Here is a 16,358-nt window from a genome sequence, read left to right on the forward strand (position 1 = left end):
AATGGCCCGATCAGGCGGTCAGCCAGCACTTGGCCAGCGCGCGCCCGTTCATCAGCTCGCCATTCGGATCGGGCAGCCAGCCGCCCACCTCTTCCCGCTTGGCTTCGACGAAATCGTTGAACATCGGGCAGATCAGGCCGCCCTCATCGCGCAGGATGTTGGCCATTTCCGAATACATCGCCTTGCGCTTGGTCGCGTCAAGCTCGGCCCGCGCGGTCACCAGCAATTCGTCGAACCGGGCGTTCTTGAACTTAGTATCGTTCCAGTCGGCGGAGGACAGATAGGCGGTGGAATACATCTGGTCCTGCACAGGACGGCCACCCCAGTACGAGGCGCAGAACGGCTCCACATTCCAGACGTTCGACCAGTAGCCATCATCGGGCTCCACCTTCACCTCCAGCGGGATGCCCGCCGCCGCGGCCGACTGCTGGAACAGTTGCGCCGCTTCCACCGCGCCGGGGAAGGCACCGGGGGCCGTGCGCAGGATGATCGGGCTGCCGTCGTGACCCGAAGCCTTGTAAAGCTCTGCCGCCGCCGCCGCATCGTATTCGCGCTGCGGGATGGTCTCATCAAACAGCGGATAGGCCGCGTTGATCGGGAAGTCGTTGCCTTTGCTGCCATAGCCGCCAAGGATCTTGTCCACCATCTCTTGACGGTTGATCGCAAGCTTCAGCGCGTTGCGCAGGTCCTTGTTGTCGAAGGGCGCCTTGTCGCAATGCATGATGAACACATAATGCCCACGGCCCGCGACATGTTCGATCGTGATGCCCGGCACCCCTTTGAGCAGTTCGATGATCTTCGGGTCCACCCGGTTGATCATATGCACCTGCCCCGCCTGCAACGCCGCCGTCCGGGCGGTGTTGTCGTTGATGACCAGGATTTCAACCTGGTCGGCATGGGCCATGGTGCTGTCAAAATAGTTGGCATGCCGCTCGAACACGTGGCGCACGCCCGGCTCGAACGCCGTCACCTTGTAGGGCCCGGCGCCGATGCCCGCTGCCGGATTGTCCACCCCGCCGCCCGGCTGGATCACAAGGTGATAATCGGCCATAAGGAAGGGCAGGTCGGCATTGCCGGATGCCAGCGTCAGCGTGACCATGTCGCCTTCGGCCTTCATGTCGGAGATGCCCTGCACGATGCCCAGCGCGCCCGATTGCGATTTCTCGTCCGTGTGGCGGCGCAGCGTGGCCACCACATCCTCGGCCGTCACCGTCTTACCGTCATGGAACTCCACCCCCGCGCGGATCTTGAACTTCCACTCCGTGGCATCGGCATTGGCGCTGATCTCTTCGGCGATGCGATAGTCGATCTCGCCCTTGGCGTTCACGTCCACCAGCATCTCGCCCCAGGTCATGTTGACCATGAACGGCACTTCCGACGCCGCCAGCGCCGGGTCGAGCGAGTTGGTCGACTCCCCGCCCGCCATCCCGGCGCGCAGCACGCCCCCCTTCACCGGCCCCTCGGCCCGCGCGGCAGATGCCAGCAGCGTATTGGCCATCGCCGCCGAAATCCCCAGCGCCGAAGCGCGGCCAACAAACTCACGGCGGCTCATCATGCCACGCGCCGCACGCTTGAGCAGGTAGTCAAACTCGCTGTTCATTCCATGGTCTCCCTCTTGGCGACCCAGCCTCTCTGTGCCGGGCGTTTTTGTTGATTACTCAATCAGTAACCCGCGAATCCCTCTGCGGGCAAAGCTTTTTTCCCATCCCGGTGTCACGTTTTTCAGACATGGCGCCGGTCCACCCTGTCATCCCAGTGCCGTTCGAAGACCAGCGCCTCCCCCTCCCAGGCGCGCAGGACCGCCGTCATCCGCAGCGTGTCTGCCGTTCCCGTCATCTCGGCTTCCGCCCGCGTCCGTACAGACCAATCCCCCCGCGACAGCCGCTGCTCCCAGACATGCACCGCCCGCGCCGACAAGGGATCGTCGGGCCGGATTTCCCACCGCTCGCTCATCGTCTCGCCGCTGCACAGCCCATGCGTCAGGTTCTCGGCATCGCCCAGATCATCCTCCACCACCAGCGCGACCGTCCCGGTGATCAAATCCTCTTCGATGCAGCGCCGGGTCTTTCCAGCCCGGATCACGCGATGCTTCCACGGCGCAGCATGTTCGGCGGGCGGCGGCGTCCATTCGTCACCGCTGCCCTGATGCACCGGCAGGGTCAGGCTCCCCCCCGTGAGGGTCAACCGCCCCGCCGCAGGCGAAGGCCAGACAAAGGGCCAATAGCTGTTCGACAGTGCCAGCCGCAGCCTGTGCCCCGGCGCCAGCCGATAGGCCATCTGGTCCAGCCGGAACGCCACCTCCACCGTCTGCCCCGGCACCATCGGCGCAGGCCTCTCCATGCTGCCCCGATGGCACAGGTTCAGCATCCCATGCGCGATCCGCACCGATGCCCCTTCGGGGGCCACATCGCAAAGCCGCGCCACCACAAAACCAAGCGGTCTGTCCGATGACAGTCGCAGCCGCACCTCCGCCGCCCCCAAGAGGTCCAGCCCCGCCTCCAGCACGTCTGCGTCAAAACAGACCGACAGCGCATCATCCTCGCGCTGGTCCCCGGGCATCTCGGCATTCAGACCCATGGGGAAGAACTCCCCCGCCCTCAGCCCCAGATGCTGCGGCGTTGCAATGGTCACCTGCAGATTTCCCGTTTCACCTAGGCCCAAATACCCCTGCGACGTCCCCGCCCCGCGCGACGCCCCAAGGGTCAGCACTTGCCGAGACACGCGCGGCGACGGCCATTCCGCCTCGGCCACCCAATGCCCGGGCCGTGCCTTTGCGCTGGCGTCTGGCGGCGCGCTGTCCATCATCCAGACGCGGTAGGCGGGGTCATCCTCGGCCCCGTTCGGAATACCTTTCAGCCATCGGTCCCACCAGCGCAGCGCCTCTTGCAGGAACCCCACCTGCGGCCCCGGCACCGCCGTATGCGGGTACTGGTGCACCCAAGGCCCCACAATCCCTTTGCAGGGCGCGGGCACGTTCTCCACCAGATGCGCCACGGTGTTCATGTAATTGTCGGCCCAGCCGCCCCAGATCAGCACAGGCGTCTGCATCCGGGCGTAATCCTCGCCCACCGATCCGTGCTTCCAGAACGCCCCCCGTTCCTGCAAAGCGGCCCAGCGCGGGGCAAGCCAGGGCTCGGACTCCAGCCGCTCCATCCACATCCTCCGCCAATCGGGGCGCAGCACGGGGTCCGGCGGGCGGCTGGAAAAGGACAGCATTACCGCCCCCCAGCCGAAATTCTCGCCCAGCAGACAGCCGCCCTTGTAATGGATGTCATCGGCGAAGCGGTCGGTGGTGGAGCACACCGAAATCACCGCCTTCAGCGCGGGCGGCTGGTTGAACGCCGCCTGCAGGCAGTTGAACCCGCCCCAGGACTTTCCCATCATCCCCACCGCGCCGCTGCACCAGGCTTGCTGCGACAGCCAGTCGATCACGGCCACCGCGTCATCCATTTCCTGTTGCGTATACTCGTCGGTCATCAACCCTTCGGAATCGCCATTCCCCCGCATGTCCACCCGCACGCAGGCGTAACCGTGCCCTGCCATATAGGGGTGCATCATCTCGTCCCGCGGCAGGGTTCCGTCGCGCTTGCGATAGGGGATGTATTCCAGCACCGCCGGCACCGGCCGCGCTTCGGCATCCTCGGGCATCCAGACCCGCGCCGACAGGCGGCAGCCATCCGGCAGGACAATCCCCATATCCTCATGCTCCACGATAGGATGGGGAAATTCCGTGCGGATGGTCATGGGCGCGCTCTCCGGGGCTCGGGTCATCTGACGCCACGTCCGCCGCGACTCATGCCTCTCGGGCGGCAATCCATCCGCCATTCGCGACATTGCCTGCGGATGTCGTCCGCAGGGCGGCAAGGGACGCTCTCGCCCTATCCGGCGCTGGGTCGCTCTCCTACTCTGCGGCCATCACCGCAGACGGAGGCCCCGATGACCACCCGCCCCAACATCCTCATCCTCATGGTGGATCAGCTCACCGGCACGCTCTTCCCTGACGGCCCCGCCCCTTTCCTGCACGCCCCCAACCTGCGCAAACTGGCCCAACGCTCCGTCCGGTTTGCCAACAGCTACACTCCCTCGCCCCTCTGCGCGCCCGCCCGCGCGGCCTTCATGTCGGGCGCGCTGCCCAGACGCACCCGCGTCTATGACAATGCTGCCGAATTCGCCTCTGACATCCCCACCTATGCCCATCACCTGCGCCGCGCGGGCTATCAGACCGCGCTGTCGGGAAAGATGCATTTCGTCGGCCCCGATCAGCTTCACGGGTTCGAAGAGCGGCTGACCACCGACATCTACCCCGCCGATTTCGGCTGGACGCCCGACTATCGCAAGCCCGGCGAAAGGATCGACTGGTGGTATCACAACCTCGGGTCTGTCACCGGGGCGGGCGTGGCCGAAATCACCAACCAGCTGGAATATGATGACGACGTGGCCTTTCAGGCCGTCCAGAAACTCTATGACCTCTCACGCGGCCACGACCGGCGCCCGTGGTGCCTGACCGTCAGCTTCACCCATCCACACGACCCCTTCGTTGCGCGGCGGAAATTCTGGGACCTCTACGATGGCGCGCCCGAACTGGAACCGCCACCCGCCATCGCCTACGCAGAACAGGATCCCCATTCACAGCGCCTTATGGATGCCTGCGACTGGCGCGCCTTCGACATCACGGATGCGCATATCCGCCGCGCCCGTCAGGGCTATTTCGCCAACATCTCCTACGTCGATGCCAAGATCGGCGAAATCCTCGACACGCTGGCCGCCACGCGGCAAGAGGCGATCATCCTCTTCCTGTCGGACCATGGCGAGATGCTGGGCGAGCGGGGGCTGTGGTTCAAGATGAACTTCTTCGAAGGCTCCGCCCGCGTGCCGCTGATGATCGCCGCCCCCGGCTTCACCCCGCAGCGCATCGACACGCCCGTCTCCACCATCGACGTGACCCCCACGCTGGCCGCGCTGGCCGGCATCGACATGGCCGAAATCCTGCCCTGGACCGATGGCGAAAACCTCGTCCCCCTCGCCACCGGCACCCCGCGCAACACCGCCGTCGCCATGGAGTACGCCGCCGAGGGCACGATCACCCCGATGGTCTGCCTGCGCGAGGGCGACTGGAAATACATCCAGTGCCCCGCCGACCCCGACATGCTGTTCAACCTTGCCACCGACCCGGCCGAGCGTCGGAACCTCGCCCCGGATCCCGCCCATGCCACGACCCTCGCCGCCTTCCGCGCCAAGGTGCAGGCGCGCTGGAACCTTGCCGCCTATGATGCCGCCGTGCGCGAAAGCCAGGCCCGCCGTTGGGTGGTGTATGAGGCGCTGCGCAACGGTGCCTATTTCCCTTGGGATCACCAGCCCCTGCGCGCCGCATCCGAACGCTACATGCGCAACCACATGGATCTGAACGTGCTGGAGGAAAGCAAACGCTTCCCGCGCGGCGAATGACCGGCGTTTCCGCAGGTCCTGCCGTTGTAGGATGGGTATTTGAGCCAAGATGAAGACCACGGGCTTGCTTCATCTTGGCCCAAATACCCCACTGCAACGCGGCCCCTCGCACCCCGCCACCCCTCGGGTGACCGGTCGCCACCTTCCGTGGCAACGCCGGTGCAGGGGGGTCGATGCCCCCTGCGACGGCACCCCCGCCTGGGATCAACGCGCGTCGGCCAGCACCAGTTCCGCGCCCTTCCAGCCCAGCATCATCGCAGGCGCGTTGGTGTTGCCCGCGATCAGGTTGGGAAAGCTGGAGGCGTCGATCACCCGCAACCCCGCCACGCCGTGCACGCGTAGGCGCGAATCCACCACGCTGGTCGCTGGATCCGGCCCCATCCGGCAGGTGCAGGACGGGTGATAGACGGTGCCCGACCGTTTGCGGAAATCCTCGATCAGCGCCGCGTCCGTCACCACCTCCGGCCCCGGACGCAGTTCTTCGGCGATCAGGCGGGCCAAGGGCGGCTGCGCCGCCAGATGGCGCAGATACTTCACCGCCAGCAACATCTCCTGCACGTCATGGTCGGTTGAAAAGGCATTGGCCGTGATCACCGGGTGGCGGAACGGGTCGGGCGATCCGATGCGGATATGGCCCCGGCTGGTGGGACGGCAGTTCGACAGGCCAAGCGACATGCCGGGAAAGGGATCGGGCGTCAGGATCGGCCGCTCCCCTTCCCGCGGGATGAGGGTGGAGAAGGCCTGCATGTAAAGCTGCATGTTGGGGCGCGCGAGGTCGGGCGAGGTGCGGAAGAAGCCCCCCGCATGGTTGATCGACTTGGCAAGCGGCCCCGCCCCGGCCAGCACGTATTTCATCCCGGCGATCAGCTTGCCCCACCAGGGGCGAAGCTCGTCGTTATAGGTGGGGACGCGCATCTTCCAGGTGTAGTTGATGCCCTGATGATCGCTCAGATGATCGCCCACATTGGGGTTGTCGCGCTGCACGGGGATGCCCATGCCTTGCAGCAACGCCCCCGGCCCGATTCCTGAGAGTTGCAGTAGTTGCGGCGAGTTGATGGCGCCCCCGGACAGGATCACCTCGGCCTTGGCGCGCAGGGTATGGGTCTGCCCGTTCTGCACATAGTCCACGCCCACGGCGCGGCCCTCTTCGATCAGCACCCGCGTCACCATTGCCCCGGTGATCACCCGGCAGTTCGGTCGCTTCATCGCAGGCCGCAGGAAGGCGCGGGCGGCAGAATTGCGCCGCGCCTTGTGGATGGTCATCTGATAGATGCCCGCCCCTTCCTGAACCGCCCCGTTGAAATCCGGGTTATGCGGCAGGCCTGCGCTTTCGCAGGCGGCGACGTAATCCTTCACCAAGGGATGCAGCCCCTTGCGATTGGCCGACACGAACAAAGGCCCGCCCTTGCCGCGCCAGTCATCGCCGCCCGCCTCGGTATCCTCCATGGCCTTGTAGGCGGAGAGCACATCCTCCCAGCCCCAGCCGGGATTGCCCGCCGCCTCCCATTCCTCGTAATCCGCGCGGTGACCGCGGATATAGACCATGGCATTGATGCTGGACGACCCGCCCAGAACCTTGCCGCGCGGCCAGTGGTCGCGCTGCCCGGCAAGCCCGGGGTCGGGTTCGGTCTTGTAAAGCCAGTTCACGGCGGGGTCGTAGAACAGCTTGCCATAGCCCAAGGGGAGCATCACGAAAAAGCGCCGGTCGGTCCCGCCTGCCTCCAGCACCGTCACCCGATGCTTGCCGCTGGCCGTCAGCCGGTCTGCCAGCACGCAGCCCGCCGACCCTGCCCCCACGATGATGTAATCCGTTTCGTCGCCCATGCTGGCCCACCTCTGCTTGCGGCGGAGCCTAGCGCCACATCATGGGGCGGCGTGACAGACAGCGACAGGAAACTGTCGTTTCCGTGTTACTTGCCCTTCCAGACGGGATCGCGCTTCTCGGCAAAGGCGCGGGCGCCTTCGAGCTGATCCTCGCTGGAATAGAGCCTGTCCACCGTCGCCAACTGCCGCTTGGTGATGCGGTTGAGCGCATCCTGAAAACGCAGCGCCTCGGCCTCGCGCACGACTTCCTTGATCGCGGCATAGACCAGCGGCGGGCCGCTTTCCAACAGGCGCGCCAGTTCCCAAGCCTTGGGCAGCAGGTCTTCGGAGGTGGTGATCTCCTTCAGGATGCCCCAGCGCAGCGCCTCTTCGGCATCGAACCAGCGCCCGGTCAGCAGCAGGTCCATGGCGACGTGATAGGGGATGCGCTTGGGCAGCTTGATCGAGGCCGCATCCGCCACGGTGCCCGACCGGATTTCCGGCAAGGCAAAGGTCGCGTTGGCAGAGGCAAGGATCAGGTCGCAGGACAGCGCCAGTTCCAGCCCGCCACCGCAGCAGATGCCGTTGATGGCGCAGATCACCGGCTTGTTCAGGTTGGGCAGTTCCTGCAAGCCGCCAAAGCCCCCCACGCCGTAATCGCCATCCACCGCATCGCCGGCGGCGGCGGCCTTCAAGTCCCAGCCGGGGCAAAAGAACTTGTCCCCTTCGGCCCGCAGGATCGCGACGCGCAAGCTGTCATCATCGCGGAAGTCGCGGAAGGTCAGGCCCATGATCCGGCTGGTGGCAAGGTCGATCGCATTGGCCTTGGGCCGGTCCAGCGTCACCTCCAGCACCGCGCCCTCGCGCCGGGTCCGGATCGGGCCTTCGGTCCGCATATGCATGCCGCTCATTCCGCTTCCTCCCAGATGACCGCATCCACCGCCACGGCACCCGTGGCCGTCAGCATCAGCGGGTTGATCTCGATTTCCTCCAGCGCCGGGCTGGCCTGCATCAGGGCCTGCAAGGCCATGACGGCCTGCACGGCGGCGGCCGTGTCGGCCTTGGCCCGTCCACGGTAGCCATCCAACAGCGGCCAAAGCCGCAGCCGACGCAGGGCCTGCGCCACCTCTTCCTCCGTCACCGGCAGGACGAGGGTCACCGTATCAGCCAGAACTTCCGCCGTGACACCGCCAAAGCCAAGCGTCACCGTCGCGCCATAGACCGGGTCACGGCGCAGGCCGACGAGAAGTTCCGCCACCACGCCCGTGACCATCTCTTCCGCCAGATAGCCCTGCGCCCCGGCCATCTCGGCCTGCCCGTCCAGCGAGGTCAGGCCAAGGCGCACGGCGCCAGCTTCCGTCTTGTGCGCAAAGCCCAGCCCCTTCAACGCAAGGGGCGCGGTCAGCCCCGCCGCCTTCACCGCCAGTTCCGGAAGTGTCGGCGCAGTGACCGCGCGCGGCGCGGCCACGCCTGTGCTCGCGATCAGCGCCTTGGACGACGCCTCGTCTCGCATCCGCAGCTTGCGCGCGCCCATGACGGGCCAGGGTCGCCAGCCGCCCCGGTTCGGCCCCGTCTGCGCCGCCTTGATCGCGCCCAGCGCGGTTTCCAGCCCCATCATCGGCACCACATTCGGTGCGGCCATTTTCACCGCCAGCGCCTCGTCGAAATTCTCGGGCAGCGAGGCGACGGCGAAGGCAGGTTTGCCTGTGTTCTGCGCCGCCGCCACAATGGCCTCCAGCGCGGGCATAAAGCTGGAGGGATCGCAGCGATCCGGGCGCGGCGGATCAATGATGAAGATGCCCGCGTCATAGCCCGCCAGCATCGTGGTGAAGACATCCGTCGTGCGCGGCCCGTCACCCCAGATGAAGGTGTGGTAATCCAAGGGGTTAGAGATGAAGACGATGGGGCCGAGGATATCGCCCAGCCTTTCCCGCTGTGCCTGCGACGGGGGCGGGAAATCCACGCCGAAGGGCGCGGCAAGATCGGCGACCAGCCCCGCCTCGCCCCCCGAACAGGACAGGGAACAGAGGCGCGGGCCGATCTGCGGGCCGCAGTGGTGGAAGATCTTCAGCGTCTCGATCAACTCGGCAGGCGTCGCCACCTCGGCCACGCCGCAGGCGCGCAGGAAGGCCGAAGAGGCGGCCCCCCCACCGGCGAGCGAGGCGGTGTGCGAAGCGGCCGCCGTGCGCGACAGTTCCGTCTTGCCCGATTTGATGCAGACGATCCCCTTGCCCGCCGACCGCGCGCGTTCGGCGAGGTCGGCAAAGGCCGCGGCATCGTCGATGCCTTCCACATACATGCCCAGCGCCGTCACCCGCTCATCCGCAAGCAGCGCCCCGGCCAGTTCCGCGAGCCCCACCTGCGCGGCATTGCCCAGACAGGCGACATAGGCCACGGGCAGGCCACGGGCCTGCATCGTCAGGTTGATCACAATGTTGGAGGATTGCGACAGAAGCGCCACCCCCCGCTCCACCCGCACCCCGCCATGCTGATCGGGCCAAAGGAGCGCGCCGTCGAGATAGTTGATCACACCATAGCAATTGGGGCCAAGGATCGGCATATCCCCCGCCGCCTGCACCAGACGGGCCTGAAGATCAGCCTCGCCCGCCTCTTCCCAGCCGGAGGCAAAGCAGGTCGCCCCGCCCGCCCCCATGGCAGCCAGTTCTGTCACCACATCCAGGGTTGCATGCCGATTGACGCCGATGAAGGTGGCATCCGGCGGTGCTGGCAGATCGGCCAAGCTGCGGAAACAGGGCGCCCCGGCGATCTGGTCGCGCGTGGGATGGACCGGCCAGACCGGCCCCTCAAACCCCATCTTGCGACATTGCTCGATCACATTCGCCGCCCAGCCAGAGCCGAGCACGGCGATGGAGCGCGGGCGCAGCAGGCGGTTCAGATCCCTCATGCCCGATGCCCTGCGCAAACTGCCAGCCCCGGGGGCGCTTCGCCCCCCAGACCCCCAGAGGATATTTGACAACGGAAAATGGAAACACCCCGCCAGCACTTGGCCAGCGAGGTACCATTTCCCGTTGCGGTCATCGGCGTCCCCGCCTGTACCGCAAGGTCACCTTGCCAAGAATGCGTTAGCAAAAGATGAAGGCCGCCTGTCATTTTCCGTTCCCAAATATCCTCAGAGGGTGAGGAGCGTCAGCGACGAGGGGGCAGAATGCCCCCTGATTCTTCGTAGAAAAATCGTCATGCACCATGGGCGCGCAGCATCTGTCGGCTGATGATATGGCGCTGGATCTCGGACGTGCCTTCCCAGATGCGCTCCACCCGCGCGTCGCGCCAGATGCGTTCCAGGGGCAGATCGTCCATCAGGCCCATCCCGCCATGGATCTGGATCGCCTCGTCGGCGATGAAGGCCAGAACCTCGGTCGCCTTGAGCTTGGCCATGCTCATGTCCGCCTCGGTCACCGTGCCCTGATCGAATTTCCACGCGGCTTCCCAGGTCAGCAGTTCCGCCGCCTTCAACTCCATCGCCATGTCGGCCAGCTTGAAGCTGATCCCCTGGAACTTGCCGATGGACTGGCCGAATTGCTGGCGTTCCGCCGCATACTGCACGGCATGGGCCAGCGCGCGTTCGGCGCGGCCAAGGCAGGTGGCGGCGACTTGCAGGCGGGTGGCGCCAAGCCAGGTATTGGCTACCTCGAACCCCTTGTGGACCTCGCCCAGGATCTGGCTTTTCGGGATGCGGCAATTGTCGAACTCGAGGATGGCGTTGGTATAGCCACGGTGGCTGACGTTGCGATAACCGTCGCGGACGGTGAAACCGGGGGTGCCCTTGTCCACGAAGAAGGCGGTGATCAGCTTCTTCTTGCCGCGCGGGGTCTCTTCCTCGCCGCTCGCCATGAAGCAGATGGCAAAATCGGCAAGGTCCGCATGGCTGATAAAATGCTTGGTGCCGTTCAGCACCCAGTCATCGCCGTCGGGTCGGGCGCTGGCCTTCATCCCGCGCAGGTCGGACCCGGCACCCGGCTCCGTCATCGCAAGGCAATCCCATTTTTCGCCCCGGATACAGGGGTAGAGGTATTTCTGCCGCTGCTCCTCCGTCCCGGCCAGAAGGATGTTCGACGGCCGCGCGACGCAGGTCCAGTGGAGCGCGTAGTTCGCCTTGCCCAACTCTTTCTCATACAGCAGCCAGGACAGGGTATCGAGACCCGCGCCCCCCACCTCGGCCGGCATATTGGCGGCGTAGAGGCCTGCCTGCATGGCCTTGGCCTGAATCTGCTTGATCAGGTCCATGCGCAGGTGGCCTGTGCGTTCCACCTCCATCTCATGCGGGTAAAGCTCGTTCTCGACGAAGCTGCGCGTCGTCTCCACGATCATCTGCTGTTCTTCGGTCAGGCCGAAATGCATGGCGGTTTTCCTTACGGATCAACGTTATAAGTCATGCCGTCAACGGCAAGCGCCTGCCCTGACACCATCCTTGCCCCGTCCGAGGAGAGGAACAGCGCCATGGCGGCGACATCTTCGGGATCGGACAGCCGCTTCATCGCGGTGCCGCTGGCATAGCCCTGCCGCACGGCGTCGGGGGTCATGCCCTTGGCCTGCGCCTCGGCCTCGATCACCCGGTCGATGCGGGGGCCGTTCACCGATCCGGGGCAGATTGCATTCGCGCGGATGCCGTGGGGGCCGAGTTCCATGGCCACCGTCTTCATCAGGCCGATCACGGCCCATTTCGCCGCCACATAGGGCGCGCGGTAGGGCGTGCCGTAAAGGCCGGAGGTGGAGGAGGTGAAGATCATCACCCCCGCCCCTGCCGGTTTCATCATACGCGCCGCATGTTTTGCGGCGATCATCGCACCGTCGAGATTGACGGCAAGGCAGGCATGCCATTCCGCAAGGTCCATGTCCTCGATCGCGGCGGTCGGACCCTTGATCCCCGCATTGGCGCAAAGCACGTCCAGCCCGCCCCAATCGGCCGTGATGGTGGCGAAAAGGGCGATCATCTCGGCTTCATCCGAGGCATCGCAGCGGGTGGCGCGGATGCCCGCAGGCACGGCCGCCACGGCGGCGGCATCTACATCCGTCACCCAGACCTGATCCCCCGCATCGGCAAAGGCCCGGGCCATTTCCAGCCCGATCCCGTTCGCCCCTGCCGTGATCAGGACGCGGCGCGTCACTTCTTCTGCCCCACATGTCGGCCTGCGGCTTCGGGTTTCGGCAGGGCGGCATGGGCCTTGGCGATGGGCAGCAGGCGATCAAGGATCGCGGGCGGCGCCGCGCAGGTCTTGCCCGCCTTCATGTCCACATGCAGCAGCATCTGTTCCAGCGTCGCCACCGCCTCATCGCCCTTCAGGATGCGGATGAAGATATGCAGCCGTTTCTCATCGGCATGGATCACCTGCACCGTCCCCGACAGCGCATCGCCCAGCTTAGCCTCGCCCAGATGCATGATGTGCGTCTCGGCAGTGTAATAGCTGAAGCCCGTGCCGACATAGGCGATATCCGCCCCGATATGGCGCAGGAAGGCATCCGAGGTTTCCGAGGCCGCAAAGAGATAGCGGCTTTCGGTCATGTGGCCGTTATAGTCGATCCAGCCCGGCAGGACATGCATCCGCGCCATTTCCATCGGCTGGGCATGGTCGGGCGACGGGGCGGGCATCGCCTGACGGCGGCGGGCATCGTGGTCCAGCAGCACCTTGCCCGCGCCCCAGTTCCGTTCCTTCAGCACCCGCAGAAAGCCGATCAGGTTCTGGTCGCGGATGCGTTCCAATTCGCGGATCGAATGATGCCCCGATTGCGCGTCGGACTGCCCGGCGATGAGGTCCACCAGTTCGTCATTGAATTCCGGCACATCCATCAGCTTGGTCCAGGGCCAGGTCAGGCAGGGGCCGAACTGGGCCATGAAATGCTTCATCCCCGCCTCGCCGCCCGCGATGCGATAGGTCTCGAACAGGCCCATCTGGCCCCAGCGCAGGCCGAAACCCATGCGGATGGCTTCGTCGATTTCCTCGGTCGTGGCGATGCCGTCCTTCACGAGCCACAGCGCCTCGCGCCAGACCGCTTCCAAGAAACGGTCGGCGATATGGGCGTCGATCTCCTTGCGGATGTGGAGCGGGAACATCCCGATCTCGCGCAGGGTTTCCTTGGCGGAGTCGATCAGGGCCGGGTCGGATTTGGCCGAAGGCACAATCTCGGCCAGCGGCAGCAGGTAGACGGGGTTGAAGGGGTGCGCGACGAAGATCGTGGCCGGGTTGGCGGCGTTCTGCTGCAACTCCGACGGTTTGAAGCCCGAGGTGGAAGAACCGATGGGCGTGCCGGGCGCAACCTGTTGAATTTGCGCGAAGACGCGGTGTTTCAGGTCGAGCCGCTCGGACACGGATTCCTGAATGTAGTCGGCCCCTTCCACCGCCTCGGTGATGGTGCTGGCGAAACTCAGCTTGCCCTCAGGTGGCATGGGTCCGTCCGACAGCGCAGGCAGCGCGCGGCGGGCATTGGCGATGACCTCGCCCACCTTGCGCGGGGCCTCGGGATCCGGGTCGAACACCGCCACATCCCAACCGTTGAGCAGGAAACGCGCGGCCCAGCCGCCGCCGATGACCCCGCCCCCGATGATGCCCGCCTTGCGCGCCATGTCCGTCTCTCCCTCAAATGGCCCAGATCAGGGCCAACAGCAGAAGGGCGATCACCACCGCCCCGATCTTCGTGGCACCGGGCAGGGTTGGCCCTGCCCCCGTGCCCTGATGTTGCGGGGCCACGCCTTGGCTTCCCGTCGACCGTGCACGGTCCTTGCCGGCAATACGCAGCGCCTCGTCCGAGAAGGCCACGGTGATGGCCGCACCCGGAAGGGCCTGCGGCGGCGCTGCGCCCGCGCGCGCCGCCATTTCCTCGGCCGTCACATCACCTTGGCGCAGGGATTGCGCCTCCTCAGGCGTCACCTGCACCTGCACCGCTTGCGCAAGGCTTTTCAGCAGAAAGCCCGTCTCCAGCGGTTCCAGCACCCATCCCTGACCCAGAGGGATCACCTTGCCCGCCGCCAGAACGGCAATGGGCGGGGGGATGGGGCTGATCCGTTCCACTTTACTTCGGCAGCGGCGCGCGCTTTTCCAAGCGCAGCCGGGCGCGCACCTCGGCGGGGGTAATGACGCGGGCGCCCATGTTTTCGATGATGGTTGCCGCGCGTTCCACAAGCTGGGCGTTGGTGGCAAGCACCCCTTTGTCGAGCCAGAGATTGTCTTCCAGCCCCACCCGCACGTTGCCGCCCGCCAGCACCGCCGCCGCGACATAGGCCATTTGGTTGCGGCCCAGGCTGAAGGCCGAATAATGCCAGCCTTGGGGGACGTTGTTCACCATCGCCATGAAGGTGTTCAGATCATCCGGTGCGCCCCACGGCACGCCCATACAGAGCTGCACCAGCACGGGTTCGGGGATCACGCCTTCCTTCACCAGTTCCTTGGCCAGCCAGAGGTGGCCTGTATCAAACGCCTCAATCTCGATCCGCACGCCTGCCGCCGTCATGCGGCGGGCCATGTCGCGCAACATGCCCGGCGTGTTGACCATGACGTAATCGGCTTCGTTGAAATTCATCGTCCCGCAGTCGAGCGTGCAGATTTCCGGCCGGCATTCCACCACATGGGCCACCCGTTCGGTGGCCCCCGCCATGTCGGAGCGCGGGCCGAGGCGACCCATATCCTCGGTCCCTTCGAAATAGATGTCGCCGCCCATGCCGGCGGTCAGGTTCAGCACCACATCGGTGGCGGAATCCCTAATCCTTTCCGTGACTTCGCGGTACAGCGCGGGATCGCGGGCGGGTTTGCCGGTTTCGGGATCGCGCACATGGCAATGGACCACCGCCGCGCCCGCCTTGGCCGCCGCGATGGCGCTTTCGGCGATCTGGGCCGGGCTGCGCGGGACATGCGGGCTGCGGTCCTGCGTGCCGCCCGATCCGGTGACGGCACAGGTGATGAATACCTCGCGATTCATGGCGAGCGGCATGGCGGTCCTCCCTTGGCTGGATGCCAGACTAGCCTGCTTGCGCCGTGATGCTTTGCGGTTTACGCAATTCATATGGCTGAAAGCGTCAACATTTTCCTTCCTTCCCGTGCGGCGCTGACATTTGCGGTGCTGGTCTTGCCGCATGCGTCGATCCTTGAGGTGGCGTCGGTGCTGGATCCGATGCGGGCGGCGAACCGGCATCTGGGGGAAGAGGCCTATCGCTGGCGGGTGGTGTCGCCCGACGGGCGGCCGGTGCCGCTGACCTGCGGGATCGAACTGCCGTCAGCCGGGCCGCTGGCTTCGGCGGAGGGGGCGGATGTGCTGATGGTGATCGTGGGCTATCGGCAGGCGGAGGTGGCGACGCGGCCCTTCCTGCAGGCGCTGCGGCGGATGGCGGGGCGGTTTCGGGTGATCGCGGGGGTGGATGCGGGCGCATGGGTGATGGCGCGGGCGGGGTTGCTGGAGGGGTATCGCGCCACGGTGCATTGGGAGGATCTGGAGGATTTCGCCGCCGCCCATCCGGAAACGGAGTGCCGGCCTGATCGCTATGTCATTGATCGCAATCGGATAACGGCGGGGGGCGCGGCGCCGGCGCAGGATCTGATGCTGCATCTGATCGCCAGCCGCCACGGGGCGCCGCTGGCGCGGCAGGTGGCGGCATCGTTCCTGACGACCGAGCGGCCGGGGCATGAGCCGCAGGTGGCGCCGCCGCAACGGGATGCGCGGCTGGACGGGCGGGTGGCAGAGGCGATCGCGCGGATGGAGGCGCGGCTGGACGATCCGCCCGCGATGGCGGCGCTGGCGCGGGAGGTGGGGCTGTCGCCCCGGCGGATGGAAAGCCTTTTCCGCCAATACCTTGGCGAAAGCCCCGCCGCCTATGGCATGGGCCTGCGGTTGCAGGCGGCGCGGCGGATGGTGACGGATACGCGCCATTCCATGGCCGAGATCGCGCTGCGGACGGGGTTTTCGTCGCCCTCGACCCTGAGCCGGGCGTTCAGCAGGCGGTTCGGCATCGCGCCCAGCCATTTGCGGCGGGCGGGGGGCTAAGTCCCTGCGGGCGCTGTGTTTATCCGGGCGTTTCGGCGTTTTGGGCTGTGCAGGAGCGGGTGCAGGAGCGGGTGCAGACGGGCGTGCATACGTGCGGTGGCAAAAGCGCGCGTTAACCATCT

At 66.1% G+C, this 16,358-nt stretch carries 12 protein-coding genes; 2 read left to right on the plus strand and 10 right to left on the minus strand.

Features of this window, described 5'->3' with window-relative positions; translation table 11 throughout:
• Nucleotides 1-10 precede the first annotated feature (10 nt).
• Together GU920_RS03765 and GU920_RS03770 are read right to left on the minus strand one after the other, a co-directional pair.
• A complete protein-coding gene (locus GU920_RS03765) occupies nt 11-1,600 on the minus strand; it encodes an ABC transporter substrate-binding protein (RefSeq protein WP_161765614.1) in 1,590 nt (529 codons plus the stop codon).
• 122 nt (nt 1,601-1,722) lie between these two features.
• Entirely contained in the window at nt 1,723-3,744 is a 2,022-nt protein-coding gene (locus GU920_RS03770; RefSeq protein ID WP_161765615.1) for a CocE/NonD family hydrolase, read from the minus strand.
• A gap of 192 nt (nt 3,745-3,936) precedes the next feature.
• On the opposite strand from GU920_RS03770, the gene betC reads away from it, so the two are divergent.
• Nucleotides 3,937-5,445: a choline-sulfatase gene (gene betC / locus GU920_RS03775; RefSeq protein WP_161765616.1), complete on the plus strand. Its 1,509-nt coding sequence runs from the start codon at nt 3,937-3,939 to the stop codon at nt 5,443-5,445.
• Nucleotides 5,446-5,649: 204 nt separating this feature from the next.
• On the opposite strand, the gene GU920_RS03780 is transcribed toward betC, so the two are convergent.
• The 8 genes from GU920_RS03780 to GU920_RS03815 all read right to left on the minus strand — a co-directional run bounded on the left by GU920_RS03780 (nt 5,650) and on the right by GU920_RS03815 (nt 15,189).
• Nucleotides 5,650-7,269 carry a GMC family oxidoreductase gene (locus tag GU920_RS03780; protein ID WP_161765617.1) on the minus strand — a complete coding sequence of 540 codons (1,620 nt, stop codon included), beginning with the start codon at nt 7,267-7,269 and terminating at the stop codon, nt 5,650-5,652.
• An 86-nt stretch (nt 7,270-7,355) separates the two neighbouring features.
• Nucleotides 7,356-8,159 carry a carnitinyl-CoA dehydratase gene (locus GU920_RS03785; protein WP_394351529.1) on the minus strand — a complete coding sequence of 268 codons (804 nt, stop codon included), beginning with the start codon at nt 8,157-8,159 and terminating at the stop codon, nt 7,356-7,358.
• The gene (locus GU920_RS03790; RefSeq protein WP_161765618.1) at nt 8,156-10,153 is read right to left on the minus strand and encodes an acetate--CoA ligase family protein; all 1,998 of its coding nucleotides are present in this window, start codon (nt 10,151-10,153) and stop codon (nt 8,156-8,158) included. The genes GU920_RS03785 and GU920_RS03790 overlap by 4 nt, the downstream gene beginning before the upstream one ends.
• 290 nt (nt 10,154-10,443) lie before the next feature.
• Nucleotides 10,444-11,607, minus strand: coding sequence for an acyl-CoA dehydrogenase family protein (locus GU920_RS03795; RefSeq protein WP_161765619.1), 1,164 nt, complete (start codon nt 11,605-11,607; stop codon nt 10,444-10,446).
• 11 nt (nt 11,608-11,618) lie between these two features.
• Nucleotides 11,619-12,374, minus strand: coding sequence for an SDR family oxidoreductase (locus GU920_RS03800; RefSeq protein ID WP_161765620.1), 756 nt, complete (start codon nt 12,372-12,374; stop codon nt 11,619-11,621).
• The gene (locus tag GU920_RS03805) at nt 12,371-13,828 is read right to left on the minus strand and encodes a carnitine 3-dehydrogenase (protein WP_161765621.1); all 1,458 of its coding nucleotides are present in this window, start codon (nt 13,826-13,828) and stop codon (nt 12,371-12,373) included. The genes GU920_RS03800 and GU920_RS03805 overlap by 4 nt, the downstream gene beginning before the upstream one ends.
• A 13-nt stretch (nt 13,829-13,841) precedes the next feature.
• The gene (locus GU920_RS03810; RefSeq protein WP_161765622.1) at nt 13,842-14,273 is read right to left on the minus strand and encodes a hypothetical protein; all 432 of its coding nucleotides are present in this window, start codon (nt 14,271-14,273) and stop codon (nt 13,842-13,844) included.
• Nucleotide 14,274: 1 nt separating this feature from the next.
• Nucleotides 14,275-15,189 (minus strand): BKACE family enzyme, encoded by a 915-nt coding sequence (locus GU920_RS03815; RefSeq protein WP_161765623.1) that lies wholly within the window; start codon nt 15,187-15,189, stop codon nt 14,275-14,277.
• A gap of 72 nt (nt 15,190-15,261) precedes the next feature.
• On the opposite strand from GU920_RS03815, the gene GU920_RS19685 reads away from it, so the two are divergent.
• Nucleotides 15,262-16,236: a GlxA family transcriptional regulator gene (locus tag GU920_RS19685; protein ID WP_161765624.1), complete on the plus strand. Its 975-nt coding sequence runs from the start codon at nt 15,262-15,264 to the stop codon at nt 16,234-16,236.
• The last annotated feature ends 122 nt before the right edge of the window (nt 16,237-16,358 follow it).

The organism is Paragemmobacter ruber, from assembly GCF_009908315.1.
Lineage (GTDB): Bacteria > Pseudomonadota > Alphaproteobacteria > Rhodobacterales > Rhodobacteraceae > Paragemmobacter > Paragemmobacter ruber.

Excerpts from the sequence above, each read along its gene's own strand:
- GU920_RS03765 (WP_161765614.1), bottom strand. The coding sequence starts at position 1,600 with ATGAACAGCGAGTTTGACTACCTGCTCAAGCGTGCGGCGCGTGGCATG.
- GU920_RS03785 (WP_394351529.1), bottom strand. The coding sequence starts at position 8,159 with ATGAGCGGCATGCATATGCGGACCGAAGGCCCGATCCGGACCCGGCGC.
- GU920_RS03795 (WP_161765619.1), bottom strand. The coding sequence starts at position 11,607 with ATGCATTTCGGCCTGACCGAAGAACAGCAGATGATCGTGGAGACGACG.
- GU920_RS03770 (WP_161765615.1), bottom strand. The coding sequence starts at position 3,744 with ATGACCATCCGCACGGAATTTCCCCATCCTATCGTGGAGCATGAGGAT.
- GU920_RS03815 (WP_161765623.1), bottom strand. The coding sequence starts at position 15,189 with ATGCCGCTCGCCATGAATCGCGAGGTATTCATCACCTGTGCCGTCACC.
- GU920_RS03805 (WP_161765621.1), bottom strand. The coding sequence starts at position 13,828 with ATGGCGCGCAAGGCGGGCATCATCGGGGGCGGGGTCATCGGCGGCGGC.
- GU920_RS19685 (WP_161765624.1), top strand. The coding sequence starts at position 15,262 with ATGGCTGAAAGCGTCAACATTTTCCTTCCTTCCCGTGCGGCGCTGACA.
- GU920_RS03780 (WP_161765617.1), bottom strand. The coding sequence starts at position 7,269 with ATGGGCGACGAAACGGATTACATCATCGTGGGGGCAGGGTCGGCGGGC.
- GU920_RS03790 (WP_161765618.1), bottom strand. The coding sequence starts at position 10,153 with ATGAGGGATCTGAACCGCCTGCTGCGCCCGCGCTCCATCGCCGTGCTC.
- betC (WP_161765616.1), top strand. The coding sequence starts at position 3,937 with ATGACCACCCGCCCCAACATCCTCATCCTCATGGTGGATCAGCTCACC.